Source organism: Shewanella sp. HN-41 (genome assembly GCF_000217915.1).
Taxonomy (GTDB): domain Bacteria; phylum Pseudomonadota; class Gammaproteobacteria; order Enterobacterales; family Shewanellaceae; genus Shewanella.
On sequence record NZ_AFOZ01000016.1, the window covers coordinates 17,975 to 38,379 of the forward strand.

Here is a 20,405-nt window from a genome sequence, read left to right on the forward strand (position 1 = left end):
TCTTTTGCAGGGAAAAAGCGAACTGGAAACAGTTTATCGGATCTGTAACAGAGTGTAACCTACAGAGATCACGTTTTTTTATATCATTTTGCTATGAATTTTAAAGGTTCAGATCTTTTCTTCTTAAATATGCTGACTTGTGAGTGTTTTGTCAGGGTAAAGGTGCATGGATACTGGCTTTTATGGTTATTTTTGTTGCTCAATTTCTAACACGGCTCGGTTAATGTTCTTATCTATACAAGTATAAAAATGCCCCAATAGTGCTGCGGTAATCTGTGCGCTATTGGGGCTATAAACGATTTCATTGGAGAATGAAGTCGTGTCTACACTCTCAGGTGGCAACGAGCCATTTATCCTGAAATTACATCTTGCTTACAGCGCATTAGTGAAGATCTGACAGATCTCCGCATGGGTTGCTTGTTTGGGATTTGTGAAGCCACAGGCATCTTTTAACGCGTTATCCGCAAGGGTTGGAATATCTTCCGCTTTCACGCCTAACAAGGTCAGGTTTTCAGGGATCTTAACCGCAACAGACAGTTTTTTGATTGCCGCTATCGCCGCACTGGCACCTTGCTCATCTGTCATGCCAGACACATCCACGCCCATCGCCTTGGCAATGTCTTTTAAACGATCAGGGACGACCTTGGCGTTGTATTCTTGCACATGGGGCAGCAGCAGGGCATTACACACACCGTGGGGCAGATCGTAGAAACCGCCCAATTGGTGCGCCATCGCATGCACATAACCTAAGCTGGCATTATTAAAGGCCATACCCGCTAAGAATTGGGCGTATGCCATTTGTTCACGGGCGTTGATGTCTTGACCATTTTCCACTGCGTTCACTAAGTTAGCCTGAATTAACTCAATCGCTTTGATAGCACAGGCATCGGTGATCGGGTTAGCTGCAATAGACACATAGGCTTCGACCGCGTGAGTCAGTGCATCCATACCGGTTGCGGCCGTGAGGCTCGCGGTTTTTTTCAGCATTAATTCAGGGTCGTTGACCGACAGCAAAGGCGTAGTGTGCTTATCGACAATCGCCATTTTAATGTGGCGGGCTTCGTCGGTAATGATACAGAAACGCGTCATTTCACTGGCTGTGCCTGCCGTCGTATTGATGGCCACTAACGGCAACTGTGGTTTTGCGGATTGATCTAACCCTTCGTAATCTTTGATGCTGCCGCCATTGGTGGCGACAAGGGCGATACCCTTAGCGCAATCATGGGGTGAGCCGCCACCGAGTGAGATCACAAAGTCACACTGGTTGGCTTTTAACAGGGCCAGACCCGCTTCGACGTTCGTCACGGTTGGGTTAGGTTGTACGCCATCATAGATGGTGGAGGTAATGCCATTTTGACCGAGTTTCTCGGCTACTTCACCGACTAAGCCAATTTTGACTAAGGGTTTATCCGTCACTATGAGTGCGTGTTTAAAGCCTAAGGTTTTGATGTCACCGATAGCATCATCCACTGCGCCTTGGCCTAATACGTTGACAGAAGGAATAAAAAATTTAGCAGCCATAAATCCACCTATATAATTTGCAAAGATAAATTTGTTTCATTTTCTGGTTATCAAGCTACCAATTTGGAGGTGGTGAAAGTGTGAGCTTGATCGAGTTCGGCGCTTATCTGGGGGCGATTTCCCACTAAAGTTGGAACTCGGTAACTAAACTTCGGACTTTTATGCCGGATATCATGGACAAAATCTTGAAGACTAGGGAACCTAGTTCGTTGCTCTAGGGTGCTGAATCTATTGTGACTAGGGTCGACACCGATAATAGCGATGCAGCGATACCATTGAGCATAAAGCTCTAAGCTGACAAACAGATTGAAGATAAAAAGCACTGAATCTTCAGTGCTTTTTTGCTTTTAGCTGTATGTGTTTTAGATGCTTAAGCAGCAGGACAGCTTGTTTCAGCCACAGAGTTAATCAGAATTTCTTCCACCGGCGTATAGGAGAAACCACCACTGGTTTTAGTGGGTACTATGCTTATTTGATCGACCACCTCCATACCTTCAACGACTTTGCCAAAAACGGCAAAGCCATAACTACTGGCCGATGCATCCAGATCCGGATTATCTAAGATATTGATAAAGAACTGTGATGTTGCAGAATCAGGGACGGCTGTTCTCGCCATTGCAATTGTCCCGCGCTTATTACTAATGCCGACGGCGGCCTCGTTGACTATGGGAGCATTGGTCGGTTTACTCTGTAATCCAGTTGTAAATCCCCCGCCTTGAATAACAAAATTATTGACGGCTCTATGGAATAAGGTGCCGTTATAGAAAGACTTATCCACATACTGTTTAAAGTTTTTACCTGTGATAGGCATATTGGTTAGGTCAATGGCGAGGGTGATGTCGCCCTTCGATGTGCCCATTAAATAGCAGATATCGGCGGATAATGCGGGTGGGGTTGGATCCGGTGTCGGAATTGTCGGCGTCGAGTCTTCATCGCTACCACCTCCGCAAGCTGTTAACAGGAGTGAGAGTCCACTCGCAAAGAGCAATCCTGTGAATGTTTTCATTTTATATCCTTATTTTTAATAAATTTTATCGGCAGAAGCAGAATCTATTTTGAATACCGAACCCCAATAAATATTGCTTTATGTTGGCTGTATGTTGCTTTTTTGTGGTTGGGCGAATGGTGACAGAAGTAGCGCGCTAAATTCAAGGTAAAATTTCAATTGATACAAAGTGTTGCAGCTTGATTGCTGCCGTTTAATTAAACAAAGATCAAGGACGGAAAGGCTGAATCATGGCAGGGATTGGCAACCGTCCCTCCATTGGAAGGCATTAGTCATATTAAAAAATGCTCCCTTTAAGTTCATTGCACCTTTTTTAATCACTTTCTGCTTCAATCTAGTGCACTAAGGCGTCTTTCTACTATGGCAAGATTTTTTAATATTCTAGGCTAAGTTATTCAAGTCACTGATTTATAAATTGTCTTCACTGTCATTTGGCTGACATAAATCTGTCGTCATGCTGTTATTTTGTGCTGGCATGGTTACTGCCTATCTAAAGCTATGGATGAGCCGTCGCGGGGGCGACAAATATGGGGCTGGAGAAGTTGCTGTATTTGCGAGGGGTTGGAGCTGACTTTACTGACTGCTTTGGCCAGTATATCCGCATTCCTGAGACGGATAGGCAAGGGATTTTGACTTGCATGCTACAGAAAAAAAACATCCTTGCTAGTGGTGAAAAATGCACACAGGCAGAGGAGGTTTTACTCAATAAAAGTGGGATTGAAGCCCAAATCCATCAGCTTGATGCACAACATTGGACTCAAGTTTTGCCCACATTCCATTGGTGTTATGTGGATGAGCCTTGGCTGAGCCTTTACTTACCCCATCATTATACTGGCGAGTTAACGATCACTATTGCTTGTGAACATGGTGAAGCTATTGTTTTTGACGTGCCATTTGCATCCTTAAAGCCGATAGGTGACTACCGTATTCAACATGCCCCCATCGGAGATGGTCAATATATTCAGTATCGCCTCGATTTAGTGAATGTCGACTTTAATCGTCCCTGTGGCGAAAGTGAGCAAAACGTTTCTTTAGTGGAGGATAACCCCTTAACTCCGAGCAGGGAGCATATCGAGGCTTACCTTGTAAGAGGCGATTCCTCCTCCACTTGTTCCCCAGAAAATGATGACAATACGGGCGATTTTTCGTCCTTAGGTTTGGGGTATCACGGGATAGTGCTAAAGCTGAAGTCGCCACTAGAAGCTAATCGTCAACGGACTGAAACCCCAGAACGCCTCGCCTTCCATGGCACTTTGATGGTGGCACCTAGGGCGGCGTACCAAGGTGTGCTCAGTGCCACACTCCAAGGAAAACGCCATCAACCTTGGGGAGTGAGTGTTCAGTTATACAGTTTGCGCAGTGATAGCCAATGGGGCATTGGTGATTTTGGTGATCTTGAGGAATTGATTGCTTTTATTGCAAGTTATGGTGCTGATTTTATTCAGCTTAATCCACTCCACGCCCTAGATATCGCCGCGCCAGAACATCCCAGCCCCTACAGCCCATGCGATCGCCGCAGGCTTAACCCCTTATATATCCATTTGCAGAGCGTGCCCGAATATGAGCCCTTGGCCAGTGAGTTAACTTTACCGAGTTGGCAGGAGGCAATTGCTGCGCTCAATCGGGATAATTGGCTCGACTATTCCAAAGTGAGTGAACTTAAGTACCGCGCCTTTGCCCGCTTATATAGTGTCTTTTGCGAAATGCACTTAGCGAAGGAGACGCCAAGAGCAAAGCGTTTCAATGAGTTTGTGGCCGAGCAGGGGACTGCTTTGCTTGAATTTGCTCGAGCTGAATCCCTAAGAAGCCCAAGGGCGATCGCCCTAGATGAAGGTTTTTACTTATATTTGCAGTTTGTTGCCGAGACCCAGTTGCAGCTGTGTCAATTAAAAGCCAAAGAAGCGGGAATGGGCATTGGACTTATTCGGGATTTGGCCGTAGGCGCAGCGCTTCAAGGTGTTGAAGTTCAAGCGAATGCCGAACAGTTTTGTCTAAATGCCAGCATTGGAGCACCACCGGATCCCTTTGCCCCTCAAGGCCAAAATTGGGGATTAACGCCCCTCGATCCTATCAAATTAAAACAGCATGATTACCGTCATTTTATTGAACTTATCCGTGCCAATATGGAGAGCTGTGGTGCGCTACGTATCGACCATGTGATGGGCCTATTGCGCCTATGGTGGTGGCCGCTGGATAAGCAATTAGGCAAGGGTGCCTATGTGTATTACCCCGTTGAAACCTTGCTGGCCATCGTTTGCCTTGAGAGCCAACGTGCCCGTTGTGTCGTGATAGGTGAAGACTTAGGACTCGTGCCACCGGATATTATTCATCGTCTCTACACTTCCGGCATTTATTCCAACGAATTGTTCTATTTCTGCAAAGACTATCAAGGCTTTAAATCTCCAAATCAATACAAGTCCCAGAGCCTGATGATGCTGGCGAACCATGATGTACCGACTTTGGTCGCCTGGTGGTGTGGGAGTGACTTGCACTTAAGACGACAGCTCGCCCTGTTTGCCAACGATGGGCAGCTAGATGAAGCTTTATCGGCGCGAGAACATGAGAAACAGCAGTTAGTGTCCCTGCTAATCCAGCAACATCTATTACCGGATTTTGCGCCGCAAGATATTGAAATTAATGACCTAATAACCGCTTGGATGACCCTCGGCGCCTCGGGTTGCAGTGCGCTCTATAGCGTGCAGTGGTGCGATCTGATGGGCGATCGCCACGCGGTCAATATACCGGGGACTTGGCTCGAATACCCTAACTGGCAAAGGCGTTTGCCCCTGAGTGTCACACAGGCGATGACTCGGGGGGAGATCCCCCAGCGATTGCATAATATTGCCAGTGCGCGGCAACTGTCCCAGCTAGCCCACACCCATTCACCCGATTGAACCATTGATGAATAACGGAAGCAAAATGATGACTGAGGCTAATGCTTATTTTTATGACGGTGCCGAGGTGGCGCTGCTAAATGGTCAATACACGGACGTGTTCTCACTCTTAGGTATGCACAGGTCGCCGGATGGTAAGGGGCTCATAGTGCGTTGTTTTTTACGCAATGCCCTTAAGGTTGATGTGATAAGTCTTAAAGATGGCCGCAAAGTGGCGAGTCTGGATCGAGTCAACGAGGCGGGCCTGTTTGCGGGCACATTGGGGCGACGGGTTAAGCCATTTCCCTATAGTTTAAGGGTGGAATATCCCCTGTGTCAGTTAGATATAGTCGATCCCTACCAATTTGGTTCTTTACTCAGCGATGATGATGTCTATCTGTTTGGCGAAGGCAGCGCCGAGCGGGCCTATGGTTTTTTAGGGGCGAATTGGCGTTATGTGGACGGCATTGAGGGCGTGCATTTTTGTGTCTGGGCACCCAATGCGAAACGGGTTTCCCTGACCGGGGATTTTAATCATTGGGATCACACCCGCCATGTGATGCGCCAACATATTGCGAATGGCCTTTGGGAAATATTTTTACCTAATGTGGCCGAAGGTGCGCACTATAAGTTTGATTTGGTTTATCAAAATGGTGAGCGTCACGCTAAGGCCGATCCTATGGCAACCCAAATGGAATGCGCGCCCCATAATGCGTCTATCGTGCCACCCAAGGCCCATCACAGTTGGAATGACACCGCTTGGATGAGCAAGCGGGCGGCAACGGCTTGGCATAAAGCACCTATGTCTATCTATGAAGTGCACTTAGGTTCCTGGCGCCGAAAGGGGAGTCATGGTGAGCAATTCTTAGATTATCAAGATCTTATTGAACAGCTTATTCCCTATGTGAAGGCACAAGGTTTTACCCATATCGAGTTGATGCCGATCAGTGAATATCCCTTCGACGGCTCCTGGGGTTATCAGCCCGTCGGCCTCTTTGCGCCGAGTCACAGATTCGGTGAGGCCAGTGGGCTCAAGGCCTTTGTCGATGCCTGTCATCAGGCGGATATTGGCATTATTCTCGATTGGGTCGCCGCCCATTTCCCTAAGGATCCCCATGGGTTAGTGCGTTTCGATGGCACTTGCTTATATGAACATGAAGATCCCCGCAAGGGCACTCATCCCGATTGGGATACTCTGATCTACAACTATGACCGCGGTGAAGTGCGCAGCTTTTTATTGAGTAATGCCTGCTATTGGTTAAGGGAATTTCACTTCGATGGCCTAAGATTAGATGCTGTGTCCTCCATGTTGTACCTCGATTACAGCCGTGAGCCGGGCCAATGGTTACCCAATGCCTATGGCGGACGGGAAAACCTTGAGGCCATCGGTTTTCTGCAAGTACTCAATCAGCGTCTTTATCATGCCTTCCCCGGTATTTGTATGATAGCCGAGGAGTCCACTGCCTTTGCGGGAGTGACTAAACCTACGGATCACGGCGGCTTGGGCTTTGGCTTTAAGTGGAACATGGGTTGGATGAATGACAGCCTAAGTTACTTAGGGCGCGATCCTCTCTATCGCCAATATCATCACCATCAACTGACTTTCAGCCTCATGTACGCCTACACCGAGCAATTTATGTTGTCCGTCAGCCACGATGAAGTGGTACACGGTAAAGGCTCACTGCTGCATAAAATCCCCGGGGATGATTGGCAAAAATTTGCGACGCTCAGGGCCTACTATGGCTTTATGTGGGGGCATCCGGGTAAGAAACTCCTATTTATGGGCAGTGAGTTTGCCCAGCGTAACGAGTGGAACCATAGTCAGAGCCTAGACTGGCACCTGCTGGCCTTTGAGCCCCACCAAGGGGTGCAGCACTGGCTTAGCGATCTCAATCAGTTATATCGGCAAATGCCGGCGTTATCTGTGCTCGATTATGACACTGCGGGGTTTCGTTGGCTCGATTGCGACAATGGTCGTGACAGCATTTTCAGCTTCGTGCGCTATGGCTTAGTGGATGATGCGCCCCTCGTCTTTGTGATCAATATGACACCCACAGTTCACCAGGGGTTTCGTATCGGCTTACCCCAAGGCGGGGATTTTTGTGAATACCTCAACAGCGATAGCCATCTCTATGGTGGTTCTAATCAGGGGAATGCTGGCCTAGTCGTAGCTCAGGCTCAGCCATGGCAGGGGATGGAACAGAGTGCGCTTATTACAGTTCCGCCTTTGGGCTGCTTAGTCCTAGGCCCTGTCGCAGGCCGAGGTTAACACACTATGGCAATCGAGGCTTGGGTGACATCGACGCGCTATTTTCCCTATGGACTCAGTGCAGGAAGCCCGTTTCCCCTTGGGGCAACTGTGGATGATGAAGGGGTAAATTTTTCGTTATTTTCTGCCCATGCGACTGGGGTTGAACTCTGCCTATTCGATGATGCAGGCCATAGCGAGATCCACCGTATTGCCCTTAGTGAACAGACGCAGCAGATCTGGCATGGCTATGTGCATGGGCTTAAGGCCGGGCAACTTTATGGCTATCGGGTTTATGGCCCCTATGAACCGCACCTCGGCCACAGATTTAATCCCCATAAATTGTTGCTCGACCCCTATGCGCGCCAGTTTGTGGGCGAGTATCAGCACCATAGCGCTAACTACAGCTATGAATTAAATAATAGTAGTGAAGACTTATCATTCAGTACCTTAGATAACGCGGCATTTATGCCTAAATGCAAAGTGGTGGATATTCGGCCGCTTATCGCTGCCGCCAAGGCGTCGGCAATCAGACCACTCGTTCGCCGGCCGTTAGAGCAAAGTATTATTTATGAGATGCACCTTAAGGGCTTTACGGCGGCACATCCCGATATTGACGATAAACGGCGCGGCACTTTTGCGGGGTTAGCTTGCAAGCCCGCCATCGATTATTTAGTCGAGCTCGGGGTGACCTGTGTTGAACTGCTTCCGGTGCAGGCTTTTTTTTACGGAACCTTTCTTACTGGAAAAGCAGTTAACTAATTATTGGGGTTATAACAGCATTGGTTTTTTTGCCCCCGAACCCAGTTACTTATCCTCGGCAGTGATTAGCGAGTTTCGCGCCATGGTGGATGCGCTCCATAATGCCGGGATCGAAGTCATCCTAGATGTAGTCTACAACCACAGTGCTGAAGGCAGTCGGTTGGGGCCAACCTTAAGTTTTCGTGGCATAGATAACCTCAGTTATTACCGTTTGCACCCCAATGATAAACGTTTCTATATCAATGATACTGGGTGTGGAAACACCTTAAATATCAATCATCCTCGCATGTTGCAGCTCGTGCTCGATTCGTTGCGTTACTGGGTTGAAGTCATGGGCGTGGATGGCTTTCGCTTCGACTTGGCCGCCTGTCTTGGGCGCGAAGCCTATGGCTTCGATCCCGGCTCAGGCTTTTTCGATGCGCTGCTGCAGGACCCAGTGTTGTGCCAAGTGAAATTGATTGCCGAGCCTTGGGATATTGGCCCGGGGGGGTATCAATTGGGCAATTTCCCCGTGGCCTTTAGCGAGTGGAACGACAGATACCGCGATACTATGCGCCGTTTCTGGCGTGGCGATCATGGCATGTTGCCCGAGTTCGCCCGCCGTTTTCATGGCTCTGGGGATTTTTTTGAGCACAGTGGGCGGCCCCCCGCCGCCAGCATTAATTTTTTAACTAGCCACGACGGATTCACCCTGGGGGATCTGGTGAGTTATACCCACAGGCACAACCTTGCCAATGGGGAAGATAATCGGGATGGTCACCAAGAAAACTTCAGCTATCACTACGGCGTTGAAGGGGCCACCTCAGATCCCACCATCATGGCGATTCGGGCGCGGCAGCAGCGTAACTTATTAACGACGTTATTTTTATCCCAAGGCGTACCCATGTTGCTCAGCGGGGATGAAACTGGGCGAACCCAATTAGGTAATAACAATGCCTATTGCCAAGATAATAAACTCAACTGGTTCGATTGGTCGACCGTCGGGATGGACAAGGAACTGCTCGCCTTTACCCGTACACTCATTGCCCTGCGTAAGCGTTTTCCGCTCCTGTGCGCTAAGCATTTTATCCACGAGCAATTAGTAGCCCAACCCTTAGTTGGAGCCTATGCCCGTTTAGATTGGTTTAGCCGTCAGGGGGAGCAAATGACTAAGAGCCTGTGGAGCGAGTCCATGTGCCGAAGCCTAAGCGTAGTTTTGTCTGGGGATTTAGAACTTAAGGGCAAACAACAGGCTTTACTGCTTATGGTCAACGCCGATGATAATCCCTTAGCCTTCACCACCCCGACACTTGCCCACCTAAGCCCGTGGCAATGCCTCATTCATACCCAGTTAGACACACAACCGTCCCCCTGCGCTGGGCCACTGGATGCTCAGGTCTTATCGACTCAATACCTGTTACAAGATCGCAGTCTTATGCTGTTTCATGCTGATTTGATTTTATAAAATAATCAAGGAATTAACTATGAGTAATGACAGTGAACTGAGCCATAAAATCCCTGACGTCAAAGCGGCTAAACCCAGCCGCTCCAAAAAAACGAGTGCCATTAAAAAAACGGCTGAACCCTGCGAGCCCTGTGATGCTCTGCCCGCGTCCTTCGAGCGCCATGTTCGTTATGGTTTAAGCCGTGGAGAAGGGGTCAGTTGCGAGTTATTTCAAGCCCTTGCACTGAGTGTAAAGGAGCAAATGTTAGATAATTGGCGCCAGACTCGATTAGATGACAGCCATTTCGAACGGCGACAAGTGGCCTATTTGTCCCTCGAATTTTTAATGGGTAGGGCACTGGGTAATGCTTTATTAAACCTAGATTTACAACAGGATAGCCGTGATGCATTGAACCATTATGCCGTCACATTGGAGGCGCTGGAAGAGGTGGAACATGATGCGGGCTTAGGGAATGGGGGGCTAGGTCGACTCGCTGCCTGTTTTCTCGATAGCTGTGCCAGCATGGATTTATCGGTAACGGGTTATGGCATTCGCTATGAGTACGGCATGTTTGCCCAGAAGATTGTCGATGGTTATCAAGTCGAGCGTCCAGACCGTTGGTTACGTGAGGGCAACCCCTGGGAAGTGCGGGTGCCGAACCATAATGTGACTGTGCCGTTTTTTGGTCACACCGAATCCTATGTGGATAAGCAGGGGCGCAGACATATGACTTGGGTCGATACCCAAGACGTGCTCGCCGTCGCCTATGACATGCCTGTGCCTGGATATCGCAATGGTAGGGTGAATACCCTGAGATTATGGAAGGCGGAGGCGACGGATGACTTCGACCTAGCGGAATTTAACCAAGGTGACTATACCGAGGCCGTGGCCCGTAAAAACTTGGCAGAGCAGATCACTATGGTGCTCTATCCCAATGATGCCAGCGAAAACGGCAAGGAGCTGCGCCTGCGGCAACAGTATTTTTTATCCTCCGCCAGTCTGCAGGACCTACTCAAACGTTGGGTGCATCAGCATGGCCATGACTTTAGTGATTTTGCCGCTAAAAATGTGATGCAGTTAAACGACACTCATCCGAGTATTGCCGTACCGGAATTAATGCGCTTGTTGTTGGATGAATATGGTTTGGAATGGGATGCCGCTTGGGCCATCACTCACCACACTATGGCCTACACCAATCATACTTTGTTACCCGAAGCCTTAGAGCGTTGGCCCGTGCGCATGATGGCGTTAATGTTGCCGCGTATTTTAGAAATTATCTATGAAATCAATGCTCGTTATCTAGATATTGTCGCCCATCATTGGCCGGGGGATGGTGCAAAACTGGCGAGTATGTCGATTATCCAAGATGGGCCTAATCCCCATGTTCGTATGGCATATCTGGCGATTGTGGCCAGTTTTTCGGTGAACGGTGTGGCGGGGTTGCACACCCAATTATTAAAGACCGGGCTGTTTAAGGATTTTTATACCCTGTGGCCCGAGAAGTTTAATAACCGTACCAATGGCGTGACGCCAAGGCGCTGGTTGGCCCATTGCAACCCTGCATTAGCCAGACTGTTGACCGCCCATTTAGGCCATGGGTGGGTGACGGATTTAAAGCAACTCACGGCGCTCAATGCCCTAACTCACGATGCCAGCTTTATTCAAGAATGGCGTGAAGTAAAACAGGCGAATAAGGCGCAGCTCGCACAAATGATCCTTAAGGAGTGCGGGGTAGCTTTGACCCCAGTATGCTATTTGATGTGCAAGTTAAGCGTATCCATGAGTATAAACGTCAGCTACTCAATATCTTACATGTTATTCATCTCTATCATCAGATCCAGCAAGGGCGTACCGAAAACATGGTGCCACGCTGTGTGCTTATCGGTGGTAAGGCCGCCCCAGGCTATTTTATGGCAAAGCTGATTATCAAACTCGCTAACAATGTGGCCCATATGGTCAATTCCGATCCCCTGGTGTCCCCCTATCTGCGCTTTGCATTTTTACCCAACTACAACGTCAGCGCCATGGAAAAAATTTGCCCGGGCACCGACCTGTCGGAGCAAATTTCGACCGCGGGTAAAGAGGCCTCTGGTACGGGCAATATGAAATTTATGATGAATGGCGCGCTCACCATAGGCACCTTAGACGGCGCGAATATTGAAATGCTCGAAGAAGTCGGGGTGGATAACTTTTTCATGTTCGGTCTGAATGCCGAGCAAGTGGGGCAGATGCGCTGTGATTACCACCCACAGCGGATTATTACTCAGTCCAGCGCCCTCTCCGAGGTAATGACACTATTAAAGAGTGGTCATTTTAGCCTACTCGAACCCGGCATTTTTGACCCTATCATCGCATCCATTGAGAGCCAGGATGATCAATGGATGACGGCGGCGGATTTTGATAGTTATCGCATCGCCCAAGAAGCGGTCGCCCATGTGTACAAAGATCCTAAATTGTGGACGCAAATGAGCATTCGCAATACCGCGGCCAGCGGTCGTTTTTCCAGTGATGTCACCATCGCAGGTTACAGGGATGAAATTTGGAAGCTGTAAAAGCGTTCAGCAATCAGTCAATGGAGAGTGGAAATGAAGGGATGCAAATATGGGGAAGCCCGTTGTCAGTCAACTGGGGTTAAGGGGATGTCGATGCGGTGTCTTATCGTTGCATTAATCGACTGTAATGCGTTGTTTTCGGAGTAATAGCCTATGTCTAATGTACGTTATATCAGTAATTTAACTCGTGAAACCTATGCATTAATTTTGGCTGGTGGGCGAGGCTCACGTTTGCATGAACTCACGGATTGGCGTGCTAAACCCGCACTCTATTTTGGGGGAAAGTTCCGTATTATCGATTTTCCCCTATCGAACTGTATTAACTCGGGGATCCGCCGTGTGGGGGTGGTGACTCAATATAAATCCCATTCATTGATCCGCCATGTTATGCGCGGCTGGGGCCATTTTAAGAAAGAGTTGGGGGAGTCGGTGGAGATTTTACCCGCATCGCAGCGTTATTCGGAAAATTGGTACCAAGGCACGGCCGATGCCGTGTTCCAAAATATCGACATTATTCGCCACGAGCTACCTAAGTATGTGATGGTGCTGTCGGGGGATCATGTGTATCGCATGGATTATGCCGGGTTGTTAGCGGCCCATGCGGAGTCAGGCGCCGATATGACAGTTTCCTGCCTCGAGGTGCCCGTTGCCGAGGCCGCAGGCGCCTTTGGGGTGATGGAAGTCGATGAAGATATGCGTATCTTAGGTTTTGAAGAAAAACCTCAACAGCCGAAGCATTCACCTGGTAATTCTGAAATGTGCCTCGCTTCTATGGGTAACTATGTGTTTAACACTGAGTTTTTATTTGATCAGTTGAAAAAGGACGCACAAAACGCCAATTCTGACCGCGACTTTGGCAAAGACATTATCCCCTCGATCATCGAAAAGCATAGAGTGTTTGCTTACCCCTTTAAGAGTGCATTCCCGAATGAGCAAGCCTACTGGCGCGATGTGGGGACCTTAGACTCCTTCTGGCAGGCCAATATGGAGTTGTTATCACCCACACCCGCCTTAAATCTTTACGATGCTAAATGGCCCATCTGGACCTACCAAGAGCAATTGCCCCCTGCTAAGTTTGTGTTTGACGATGATGATAGGCGTGGCATGGCGGTGGATTCGATTATTTCCGGCGGCTGTATTATTTCCGGCGCGACCGTGCGTAGAAGCGTGTTATTTAATGAGGTACGTGTCTGTTCATATTCGCTGGTGGAGGATTCTGTGGTGTTACCCGATGTGGTGGTGCTGCGTCACTGCAAGATTAAAAATGCCATTATCGACAGGGGGTGCATCATCCCCGAGGGCACTGTGATTGGCTACAACCATGACCACGATAGGGCTAAAGGCTTTCGGGTTTCAGAAAAGGGAGTCACCTTAGTGACACGGGATATGTTAGGCCTACCCGTGGGGTATGAGTAAGGCTAAGTCATTAATCGCCCGCAGTTTCGGATAATAACTTTGGAGTGCTAATTTAAGTGAAACGTATTTTGATGGTTGCGGCGGAAAATGGTGCCCTAGCGGGCGCCAAGGTAGGCGGCATGGCGGATGTGATCCGTGATTTACCACAGGCCTTGGCGGGCGTGGATTTGTGCGTCGATGTGATTATGCCCAGTTATGGATTTTTGGCCTCACCAACGGCTCAAACGCAAGCTTTAGGCGAGTTTGAGGTGGCATTTGGGGGAAAACTTGAGCGGGTCAAATTAGTTGTGATCCCCCATCCTAGGGTCGATAGAGCCAAGATTTACTTGTTAGAACATGGACTTTGGCAATCTATCCCTGGGAAAATTTATAGTCAGGGAAGTGCCGAACGCCCCTTTGCCGACGATGCCACTAAGTTTGCCTTACTCTGTGCCAGCGTTGCTAAGGTCTTAGTCGCTGGCCTTGTACCTATGCCGCAGGTATTACATCTCCATGATTGGCATGCGGGCTGTTTAGCCATGCTGCGCGCTTTTGCGCCAGAGTACAGCGCCCTTAAGACAATTGGGTGTGTGTTCTCTATTCATAACCTCGCGCTGCAGGGCATTCGTCCCCTTAGCCAGGATGCTTCCTCTCTGGCAGCCTGGTTTCCCGAACTGTTTGCCTCCCTGACTGATGAGCAAAGGCAGCAGATCATCGATCCCCGTTACCCCCACTGCATTAACCCTATGCGAATGGGTATAGTGCTCAGTGATAGAGTGCATCTTGTCTCGCCCAGCTATGCGCAGGAAGTATTGCTGCCATCGGATGTCACTGCGGGATTTTTTGGTGGCGAGGGGTTAGAGCAAGACTTAAGGCTAAAAGCCTCTGGGACTAAGGTCATTGGGATCTTAAATGGTTGCAATTACTCAGACCTTGGCTCAAGTACCTCAAAAAACCAATCTGAAACGCCATCGTTGCAACGTATTCAACTCGATGAATTTAAAACATTACTCACAACTATCGAGACGGCGTTAGTCGAATGGCAGGGCACGCAAACCCAAGTGAGCGGCGTGGATATGATTGCCTTTGCGCGGACTCAGGCCCATTGGCGCCATGCCTTAGTGGGTGAAGTCCCAACCTTCCTTATGACATCCGTTGGCCGCTTGACCGATCAAAAAGTGCTGATTTTGCGCCAGCAATTGCCTTCCGGTGCCTCTGTGCTCGAAAGCCTGTTAAAGCAGCTACAACAGGCTCAACCACGGGCCCTGTTTATCCTGTTGGGAAGTGGGGATGCTGATATCGCCCTCTACTTTCAAAACCTTGCGGCAAAATATCCTAACTTTCTGTTTTTGAATGGATACCATGAGTCGCTCTCGGCATGTCTCTACCAATATGGAGACTTATTTCTGATGCCGAGTTCCTTTGAGCCCTGCGGGATCAGCCAAATGCTGGCCATGCGGGCCGGACAGCCCTGTTTAGTGCATGGTGTCGGTGGACTCAAGGACACAGTCCACGATGGCGTCGATGGTTTTGTGTTTAATGGCAATGGCCTTACTGAGCAAGGCGAAGCATTTTTACACAGGTTGAAAGAGGTAATGGACTGTTTTGATAGTGAAAGTTGGCCAAAAATCCGCATGAATGCATGGAAGCAACGTTTCGATTGGAGCCACATTGCGCAAATGTACCAACAGCAGCTGTATGATAATTTGTGATAACAGACTTGTAATTAGAGCATGATTTGTAAGCAATTCTGCTACACTAGTGAGGGAAAGTTGTAACTGGTCTCCCATCCCTTACTTTTTTTGGAGTTGCTCCCCGATCCATGGACAAAAGCATTTTATTACCATTAGTACAAAATGCGGCATTACTGCTCGCTTTAGTGTTTTTGTATGATGCAATACCTAAAAAACATCAGCGGCAGTATTTTTTACTGTGGCGTCTGGGAATTGGATTTCTGATTGGTGGGATAGGCATCACCATCATGAGCAGTCCCTTGATATACCAACCTGGAATTATCTTCGATACCCGCTCCGTGCTCCTCTGTGTATCAGGGCTCTTTTTTGGTGGACTGCCGACATTTATCGCCATGGCCCTTACCGCATTTTATCGTATCGGTATCGGTGGCTCAGGTATGTGGATTGGAGTCGGGGTGATTATCTCATCTGGACTTATCGGGATGATGTGGCGTCAATACCGTAAGGCCTACCTTGCGGATCTCTCGGCGAAGGAAATCTTCAGTTTTGCCTATCTGGTCCATATAGTGATGTTGCTGTGGTTTTTTACTTTACCATTAGACGTCGCCTTGCCTCTCCTAATGACCATCAGTTTACCCGTACTCACGATTTACCCTATTGCCACTTGGCTGCTATGCCGGCTGCTATCGAGACGGTATGAGTCTGAGCGGGATGAGCAAATCCGCCTTCAGGATGACTTCCTCTTTCGCAGCCAATTCAACGTAGGCAATATTGGCATTGCGATAACCGATGTGGACCAAAAGTGGATCAAGGTGAATCCCCGTCTGTGCCAAATGCTGAAATATTCAGAAGATGAATTACTCCATATGACATGGAAACAGCTGACTCACCCCGAGGACATAGAGGCTGATGTCGTTAAGTTCGAATTAATGTTGGCGGGAAAACTCGATAATTATGAGATGGATAAGCGTTTTATTGCTAAGGATGACTCGATTGTTTACACCCATATGACGGTTGCCTGTAAGCGCGTTAACAATAGTGTGCTGCTTGTGATTGCAGGTTACTTAGATGTGACTGCGCAGACTTTGGCGGATAGGGAAGTACTTGCCAGTCGTGAGCAACTCGAACTCGTGTTAAGCAGTAGCGATCTTGGGGTGTGGGATTGGGATATTCGCCGTGACAGTATTGAACGCAATGCCCGCAGCGCCGATATGTTAGGTTGCGATATCGACACGTTGAATGCTGACAGTCGCCAATGGATGGACGCCATCGCCGCCGAAGACAGGCCTAAGGTGTTGCACTCCATTGAAGCCCATCTGCGGGGGAAACGGCGCAGCATAGGATGGAATATCGCTTAAATACCCTTAATCGAGGTGTTCGCTGGATTTTAGATACGGGTAAGGTCGTTAGCCGAGACGCCAATCATAATGCCCTGAGGATGTGCGGAACCTACACTGATATTACCGATGCAAAACTCATCGAAGAATCGTTGAAATTGTCGGCGCTGGTATACGACAACAGCTCAGAGGCCATGAGTGTACTCGATGAAAAGGGCGTGATCATTACCGTCAATGCCGCTTTCTCCGATATCACAGGGTACAGTGAGTCCGAAGTCCGTGGCCAGCATATTCGCCTGCTTTATTGTGATCTAAACGGCCGTGATTTTTACACGAGTATGAATGCCGAAATCCGCGAAAAGGGCCGCTGGCAGGGCGAAATGTGGCAGAGGCGTAAGGGAAAGGAAGAGTATGTTATCTGGTTAACGATAAATACCATTAACGATAAAGAAGGCCAACCCTACCGCCGAGTGGCCCTGTTCTCCGACATTACCGATAAAAAACAGAATGAACATTTGATCTGGAAACAGGCCAACTACGATACGCTAACGGGCTTACCCAACCGCCGTATGTTACTCGAATACCTAGGGGCTGAAATAAGAAACTCTGACCGTAATCGGAATCATTTTGCCCTATTATTCCTCGACTTAGACTATTTTAAAGAAGTTAACGACACCTTAGGCCATGCGATGGGCGATCTATTGCTTATCGAAACCGCCGACCGTTTAAAAGCCTGTGTGCGCGATACCGACGTGGTCGCGCGTCTTGGGGGGGATGAATTTACCATAGTGCTGAGTGCTATGGCCGATCATAAGGGGATTGAGCGGGTCGCTGAGAATATTTTGCGGCGCATTGCCGAGCCTTATCTGCTGGGGGAAGAAACCGCCTATATCAGTGTCAGTATCGGCATAACCTTATATCCCGATGATGCGACGAGCATTGAAGGGCTACTCAAACATGCGGATCAAGCCATGTATGCGGCCAAAGATCAGGGACGCAATCGTTTTAATTACTTCACGCCCTCCATGCAGGAATATGCCAAATATCGCATGCGATTAATCCAAGATCTGCGTCAAGCCGTGCTCAATAAAGAGTTTCAGTTGCACTTCCAGCCGATAGTGGCGCTGGAAACGGGGGCCATCACTAAGGCCGAGGCTTTGATCCGTTGGGACCATGCGGAGCGTGGTTCAGTGTCACCGGCGGAATTCATTCCCGTGGCTGAGGATACTGGGTTAATTGTCGAAATTGGTAACTGGGTCTTCGAGCAAGCGGCGCGTCAAAGCGCAGCTTGGCGACGGGAGTTGGGCGTTGAAATCCAGATCAGTGTGAATAAATCCCCGATACAGTTCCGCGATGAGGGGGCATTACTGCACAACTGGCTCGGGCTGCTGCAGGATTTGGATATGACAGGAGCCGGTGTGTGCGTCGAAATTACGGAGGGACTCTTACTCGATGCCAGCATGGGGGTGACTGAAAAACTGCTCGCCTATCGGGATGCGGGGGTACAGGTTTCCTTGGACGACTTTGGTACTGGGTATTCGTCACTCGCTTATTTAAAGAAGTTTGATATTGATTATCTCAAGATCGATCAATCTTTTACCCGCAATGTGGATACGGATACAAACGATCAAATTCTCTGTGAAGCCATCATAGTGATGGCCCATAAGCTGGGGATGAAAGTGATTGCCGAAGGGGTTGAGACGGAGGCGCAGCGACAGGTGTTGCTGGCCGCAGGCTGCGATTTTGGTCAGGGATATCTATTCTCTAAACCACTGATAGCCAGTGAGTTTGCCGAAAAATATTTAGGGGCATCGGCTAAGCTTATCTCCCCAGTAGCCTAAATTTCCCTTGGCCTTAGACCGAGTTGGATAATTGCCTATAAAAACGCCGCGGATTTTGGTAGACTCCGCGGCCCTCCTTTTGGGGCACTGCGCTTTCCATGCATTGATTTTTACCCCTTAGATGTTTTGCCACTTAGCTAAAGAGTCTTTATGAAATTTGAAACACTCGGTTTATCTTCCCCCATTTTGAATGCGATAACTGAGTGCGGCTATCTGCAACTCACTCAAGTACAAGAGAAAGTGATCCCACTTGCCTTTGCAGGCAAAGATATTATGGCCTGTGCTCAAACCGGAACGGGTAAGACGGCCTCTTTTGCTTTGCCCGTGCTTGAAAAATTGTCAGCGGAGGGCATAGATAGACCCAAACTGCGTGCGCTGGTGATGACGCCCACCCGTGAACTTGCCATCCAAGTTTGTGAGAATATTCAAAAATATAGCCAGTTCTTATCCCTTAAAACCTTAGCGGTATACGGCGGCGCGAATATGAATCCGCAGCGTAAAGGAGTGGAACAGGGGGTGGATATTCTGGTGGCCACCCCAGGGCGTTTGTTCGATATTATTGGGCAGTTTAATTTGGATTTATCGAGTGTAACGACACTCGTCGTCGATGAAGCCGACCGTATGCTCGACTTAGGCTTTGTGCGCGACATTGAAAAGGTGAAGCGTTTAATCGCGCCATTGCACCAAACTATGTTGTTTTCAGCGACCTATAGCGATGCAGTCAAACAGCTCGCCGAGAAGATGCTCAATGAACCCCAGTGGGTCAATGTGGCCGAAAACACGACGGCATCGACCGTAGTGCAGGAAGTGTATCGCGTCGATAAACGCCGTAAAGCCGAATTGTTGTCAGAACTCGTTGGCCGTCATAACTGGCGCCAAGTGCTAGTGTTTGCGAGTACCAAGGAGAGTGCCGAATATTTATTGCAGGAATTAAAGCTCGATGGTATCGCCGCGGGCGTGTTCCATGGCGATAAAACCCAAGGCGCTCGAAACCGTGTTTTGGAAGACTTTAAAGCGGGTAAACTGCGGGTATTAGTGGCCACCGATGTGGCGGCCCGTGGCCTCGATATTCAGGCCTTACCCTTAGTGATTAACTTAGAGCTGCCTTTCCTTGCCGAAGATTATGTCCACAGAATTGGCCGTACTGGCCGTGCCGGGCTCTCGGGCCGAGCCATCTCTTTTGTCTCTCCCTCCGATGATGAGATGCTCGCTGAAATTGAAGCCTTGATTGGACAAACATTGCCTGTCTCGGTCGAGCCCGGTTATGAAGAGGGGGCGCCATTACCAGGACGTTACCGCGAGGCTCCAGCATCGACGGCCAAGGCGACTAAGTGGAGCTACAAGGCACCTAAGGACCGCACTATTGGTAAGTCAAGCGGCAAGGCGAATGGTCAGTCTAGTGAGAGTCAAGCACGGTCACGCCAAGCACCATCTCGAGCGGGAAAGTACGCTAAAGATAAATCGGCCCAGGGCGCTAATGCTCAGGTGGGGGATGGTTTTAATAAAGCTAAACCTAAACCTAAATCTAAATCCCCCTCGGCAAACCGTTCGGGTTTTGGTTCATCCCGCGGCAATAAACCGAAATAATCAAGCTTAGCCATAATGGCCCTCATTATGCTCACTCTATAAAGTGATCTGTAACTCGGAACCGTTATCTAGATTGGTTGTTTAATGAGATGGCATATTTTTACCCCAAGAGCGCAGTGATTGGACTGCGCTTTTTTGTTGAGCTTGGGGAATAATATCCCTACA

General features: G+C 48.8%; 7 protein-coding genes and 3 pseudogenes. 8 read left to right on the forward strand and 2 right to left on the reverse strand.

Annotation, left to right across the window (positions count from 1 at the left end):
• Nucleotides 1–372: 372 nt before the first annotated feature.
• Nucleotides 373–1,521, reverse strand: coding sequence for an L-threonine dehydrogenase (yiaY, locus tag SOHN41_RS05760; RefSeq protein ID WP_007646526.1), 1,149 nt, complete (start codon nucleotides 1,519–1,521; stop codon nucleotides 373–375).
• Between the two features lie 370 nt (nucleotides 1,522–1,891).
• Nucleotides 1,892–2,527, reverse strand: a complete 636-nt coding sequence (locus tag SOHN41_RS05765) for a peptidylprolyl isomerase (protein WP_007646527.1) — start codon at nucleotides 2,525–2,527, stop codon at nucleotides 1,892–1,894.
• Nucleotides 2,528–3,054: 527 nt separating this feature from the next.
• On the opposite strand from SOHN41_RS05765, the gene malQ reads away from it, so the two are divergent.
• The 8 genes and pseudogenes from malQ (at nucleotide 3,055) to SOHN41_RS05805 (ending at nucleotide 20,240) form a co-directional block, all read left to right on the forward strand.
• A complete protein-coding gene (gene malQ, locus SOHN41_RS05770; protein WP_007646528.1) occupies nucleotides 3,055–5,421 on the forward strand; it encodes a 4-alpha-glucanotransferase in 2,367 nt (788 codons plus the stop codon).
• Nucleotides 5,422–5,446: 25 nt separating this feature from the next.
• Nucleotides 5,447–7,669: a 1,4-alpha-glucan branching protein GlgB gene (glgB, locus tag SOHN41_RS05775; RefSeq protein ID WP_007646529.1), complete on the forward strand. Its 2,223-nt coding sequence runs from the start codon at nucleotides 5,447–5,449 to the stop codon at nucleotides 7,667–7,669.
• A gap of 6 nt (nucleotides 7,670–7,675) precedes the next feature.
• Nucleotides 7,676–9,854 (forward strand): annotated as a pseudogene (gene glgX / locus SOHN41_RS05780) (glycogen debranching protein GlgX).
• Nucleotides 9,855–9,873: 19 nt separating this feature from the next.
• Nucleotides 9,874–12,386: pseudogene (locus SOHN41_RS05785) on the forward strand (glycogen/starch/alpha-glucan phosphorylase).
• A gap of 153 nt (nucleotides 12,387–12,539) precedes the next feature.
• A complete protein-coding gene (gene glgC / locus SOHN41_RS05790) occupies nucleotides 12,540–13,802 on the forward strand; it encodes a glucose-1-phosphate adenylyltransferase (protein ID WP_007646536.1) in 1,263 nt (420 codons plus the stop codon).
• A 71-nt stretch (nucleotides 13,803–13,873) separates the two neighbouring features.
• Nucleotides 13,874–15,493, forward strand: a complete 1,620-nt coding sequence (locus tag SOHN41_RS05795) for a glycogen synthase (RefSeq protein WP_037458272.1) — start codon at nucleotides 13,874–13,876, stop codon at nucleotides 15,491–15,493.
• 110 nt (nucleotides 15,494–15,603) lie between these two features.
• Nucleotides 15,604–18,653: pseudogene (locus tag SOHN41_RS05800) on the forward strand (EAL domain-containing protein).
• A gap of 150 nt (nucleotides 18,654–18,803) precedes the next feature.
• Nucleotides 18,804–20,240: a DEAD/DEAH box helicase gene (locus SOHN41_RS05805; RefSeq protein WP_007646545.1), complete on the forward strand. Its 1,437-nt coding sequence runs from the start codon at nucleotides 18,804–18,806 to the stop codon at nucleotides 20,238–20,240.
• The last annotated feature ends 165 nt before the right edge of the window (nucleotides 20,241–20,405 follow it).

What these genes read in the sequence shown, in the direction of transcription:
- yiaY (WP_007646526.1), bottom strand. Translation starts at nt 1,521, where the DNA reads ATGGCTGCTAAATTTTTTATTCCTTCTGTCAACGTATTAGGCCAAGGC.
- glgC (WP_007646536.1), top strand. Translation starts at nt 12,540, where the DNA reads ATGTCTAATGTACGTTATATCAGTAATTTAACTCGTGAAACCTATGCA.
- SOHN41_RS05765 (WP_007646527.1), bottom strand. Translation starts at nt 2,527, where the DNA reads ATGAAAACATTCACAGGATTGCTCTTTGCGAGTGGACTCTCACTCCTG.
- glgB (WP_007646529.1), top strand. Translation starts at nt 5,447, where the DNA reads ATGATGACTGAGGCTAATGCTTATTTTTATGACGGTGCCGAGGTGGCG.
- SOHN41_RS05795 (WP_037458272.1), top strand. Translation starts at nt 13,874, where the DNA reads ATGGTTGCGGCGGAAAATGGTGCCCTAGCGGGCGCCAAGGTAGGCGGC.
- malQ (WP_007646528.1), top strand. Translation starts at nt 3,055, where the DNA reads ATGGGGCTGGAGAAGTTGCTGTATTTGCGAGGGGTTGGAGCTGACTTT.
- SOHN41_RS05805 (WP_007646545.1), top strand. Translation starts at nt 18,804, where the DNA reads ATGAAATTTGAAACACTCGGTTTATCTTCCCCCATTTTGAATGCGATA.